We start from the raw sequence: 3,255 nt of genomic DNA on the forward strand, positions 1-3,255 counted from the left end.
ACCGGGCTGGCTCCCGTCCCCCGCGCAGTTTGCGGGGAAGGGCTGGGGAGGGAGGGCGCCGGTCGCCCGTGCCGGATCCGGCGGTTCAGGCTCCGGTGACCGCAGCCGCGCCCAAGCTTGTACGTGCCGTCCGGCTAGATCCTTCGGCCCGCGACGGATGTGCTCCGGGCCGGTACGGTGCGCCTGGGCCTCAGGATGACGAGCCGTGGTGTGGCGGGAAGTTTGGGACGTGCACCGGGCTGGCTCCCTTCCCCCGCGCAGTTTGCGGGGGAAGGGCTGGGGATGGGGGGCGCTGGTCGCCCGTGCCGGATCCGGCGGCTCAGGCCCTATCCCTCCACCAGCCACGCCAGGTGGCGGATCTCCGGCTCGATCAGCTTTTCCCACGCGAGCCGCACCGCGGCGGGCGAGCCGGGAAGCGAAAACACCACCCGTCCGCGGTATACCCCCGCCGTCGCCCGCGAAAGCATGGCGGCGGCGCCCACCTGGTCCCAGCTCAACATCCGGAACAGCTCGCCGAAGCCCGGGATGGGCTTCTCGATCCGTCTCGACAGCACGTCGTACGTCGTGTCGCGCGGCGCGATGCCGGTGCCGCCGTTGAACACGATGATGCGCGAGCCCCCGAACGCCATCGCGAGCAGCGCCGCATCCACCTCGTCGGGATCGTCGCGGATCAGCCGGTAGTCCCCCAAGGTGTGCCCCCCCGCCGCGATGGCCTCCTTCAGCCAGGCGCCGTTGGTGTCGGTTTCCTCCGTCCGCGAATCGCTCACCGTCACGATCCCCACGGGCACCGGCCCCCGATCGTCCGCCAGCCGGTGGTGCCGCTCGCTGCTTTCCGTCGTCATCGTCAAAGTCCGTTCAGGTCCGCCCTCACCTTCGCGCGCCGCTGGTGCGCTGGCAATCGGGACGCCACCGCATCCGCATCCAGGCCCGGCGAACGTTGCGGCGCGTTCGGGGGGCGGTAGATTGAGGGCACCTTCCACCCTCCTCCGCCGCGCCGCACCCACGCGCAGGATGAAAGCGATCCGCAGGTGACCGCCGGCCCCGTGCCCGCCACACCGCCCTCGCCGCGCCGCCGCCGCGGGGGGCGGTGGAAGAAGGCCGTTCTGGCGTCGGTGATGCTGGGCGGCCTGGCCGCGTTCTTCGCGCTGGGCGGGCACCGCTACCTGACGCTGGAGTCGCTCAAGGAGAACCGCGCGATCCTTCTGGCGTACACCGAGCGGAACTTCGCCACCATGCTGCTGCTGACGTTCGTGGTCTACACCGTGGCCACGGCGCTCAGCTTTCCCGGCGGCATCTTCATGTCGTTCGCAGTCGGGTTCCTGTTCGGCCGGTGGATCGGCACGGCGCTGGTGGTGGTGGCGGCCAGCATCGGCGCCACGCTGGCCTTTCTGTCCGCCCGCTACCTGTTCGCCGACGCGGTGCGGCGCCGGATGGGCCCGCGGCTGAAGCGAATGGCGCGCCGATTCGAGGAGGATGGATTCAACTACATCCTCTTCACCCGGCTGGTCCCCGCCTTTCCCTTCTGGCTGATGAACCTGGTGCCCGCGTTCACCCCGGTAAAGGTGCGCACCTTTTTCGCGGCGACGGCGATCGGTATCCTTCCCGGCAGCTTCGTGTTCGTGAACGTGGGCGAGTCGCTGTCGGAAATCGAAAGCGCCAGCGACCTGGTCAGCCGGCAGACGCTGATCGCGCTGGCGATGCTCGGCGTGCTGAGCCTGGCGCCCATCGCGTGGAAGAAATGGCGCACCCGTAAACTCAAGGAAAAGAATGGTTGACCTGGACGACGCCTCCCGCCGCCGCGTGCACCCCATCGCCCTGGCGGGGCTGATGCTGGCGCTCCTCGCCGTCCTGCTGCTGTTCCTCAGCGGGCCGGGCACGAGGCTGGGATTCTGGCACTTTCGCACGGCGTTCAAGATGATGGGCTGGGCCGCCTACGCGGGCGGCGCGGCGGCGCTGGTCTCCCTCGCCGGGTTGGCGCTGGCGCGCGGGCGGGGGCGGGCGCTGGCCGCGGCCGGGCTGGTGATCGGCGCGCTGATGCTGTACCTGCCGTGGAGCTGGCGCAACGAGGCGATGAAGTACCCGGGCATCCACGACATCACCACCGACGTCGCCAACCCGCCCGCGTTCGTCGCCATCGCCCCGCTGCGGAAGGACGCGCCCAATCCCCCGGAGTACGCGGGCGACTCCATCGCGCGGCAGCAGCTCGAGGCCTATCCCGACGTCGAGCCGCTGATGCTGGCCATGCCCGTGGACTCGGCGTTCACGCTGGCCTTGGAGACGGTTCGCGACATGGGATGGGAGATGGTGGACCAGAACCGCCGCGACGGACGCATCGAGGCCACGGCCACCACGCCGTTCATGGGCTTCAAGGACGACGTGGTGGTGCGTGTCAGCTCGGCGTCCGGCATCTCGCGGGTGGACGTGCGCAGCAAGTCGCGGGTGGGCCGCGGCGACGTCGGCGCCAACGCCAAGCGCATCCGGGCGTACCTGGACAAGCTCCGCCAGTCGGACCCGGCGCCGGTGCGCGCGGAGTAGGGCCGCGCCTCCCGACGATCCGCACTGCCCTCTTCCGCGCCGCCGCGGAAGAGGGTTCGCGTTCTCGGCATCCCCGAACCCGTTCAAGATCGTGAAACTGGAGCCCGTGGTGCTGCAGGGCCGGCACGTCCGCCTGGTCCCCATGACGCTGGATCACGTCCCCGCGCTGTGGGAAGCGGGGAGCGACCCCGAACTGTGGCGGCTCACGACGTCGCAGGTGCATGGTGAAGACGACGTGCGCCGCTACGTGCAGGCCGCGCTCGACGGGCAGGCGCGGGGGACGGCGCTCCCCTTCGTCACGATGGACGCGGCGGGCGAGCGGGTGATCGGCAGCACGCGCTTCGGCAGCATCGAGGCGGCGCACCGGAGGGTGGAGATCGGCTGGACGTGGATCGCCGTGCCGTGGCAGCGCTCGGCGGTGAACACCGAGGCCAAGTACCTGATGCTGCGCCACGCGTTCGAGACGCTGGGCTGCATTCGCGTGGAGCTGAAGACCGACGTGCTGAACGAGCGGTCGCGCCGCGCGATCCTGCGCATCGGCGCGCGGGAGGAGGGGATCTTGCGGAAACACGCCATCACCGAGGCCGGCCGCATCCGCGACACGGTCTACTTCGGCATCGTGGACGACGACTGGCCGTCCGTGAAGGCGCGCCTGGAATCCATGCTCTGACGCGTGCCGGGACGCCCATCCCGCGCCGCACAACCCTCAGCACCTCGCCG

4 protein-coding genes are annotated in these 3,255 nt (G+C 70.5%); 3 read left to right on the plus strand and 1 reads right to left on the minus strand.

The features are described from left to right. Positions 1-326 precede the first annotated feature (326 nt). Positions 327-842, minus strand: a complete 516-nt coding sequence (locus tag VIB55_RS00380) for a molybdenum cofactor biosynthesis protein B (protein ID WP_331874673.1) — start codon at positions 840-842, stop codon at positions 327-329. A 186-nt stretch (positions 843-1,028) separates the two neighbouring features. Between VIB55_RS00380 and VIB55_RS00385 the strand changes: the two genes are divergently transcribed. The 3 genes from VIB55_RS00385 (at position 1,029) to VIB55_RS00395 (ending at position 3,205) form a co-directional block, all read left to right on the plus strand. After that, entirely contained in the window at positions 1,029-1,775 is a 747-nt protein-coding gene (locus VIB55_RS00385; protein WP_331874674.1) for a TVP38/TMEM64 family protein, read from the plus strand. Then, on the plus strand, positions 1,768-2,535 hold the full coding sequence (locus tag VIB55_RS00390) for a DUF1499 domain-containing protein (RefSeq protein WP_331874675.1): 768 nt from the start codon (positions 1,768-1,770) through the stop codon (positions 2,533-2,535). Before VIB55_RS00385 ends, VIB55_RS00390 begins: the two co-directional genes overlap by 8 nt. A 91-nt stretch (positions 2,536-2,626) precedes the next feature. Next, positions 2,627-3,205 carry a GNAT family protein gene (locus VIB55_RS00395; RefSeq protein ID WP_331874676.1) on the plus strand — a complete coding sequence of 193 codons (579 nt, stop codon included), beginning with the start codon at positions 2,627-2,629 and terminating at the stop codon, positions 3,203-3,205. The last annotated feature ends 50 nt before the right edge of the window (positions 3,206-3,255 follow it).

Source organism: Longimicrobium sp., from assembly GCF_036554565.1.
Lineage (GTDB): Bacteria > Gemmatimonadota > Gemmatimonadetes > Longimicrobiales > Longimicrobiaceae > Longimicrobium.

What these genes read in the sequence shown, in the direction of transcription:
- VIB55_RS00390 (WP_331874675.1), top strand. Translation starts at nt 1,768, where the DNA reads ATGGTTGACCTGGACGACGCCTCCCGCCGCCGCGTGCACCCCATCGCC.
- VIB55_RS00380 (WP_331874673.1), bottom strand. Translation starts at nt 842, where the DNA reads ATGACGACGGAAAGCAGCGAGCGGCACCACCGGCTGGCGGACGATCGG.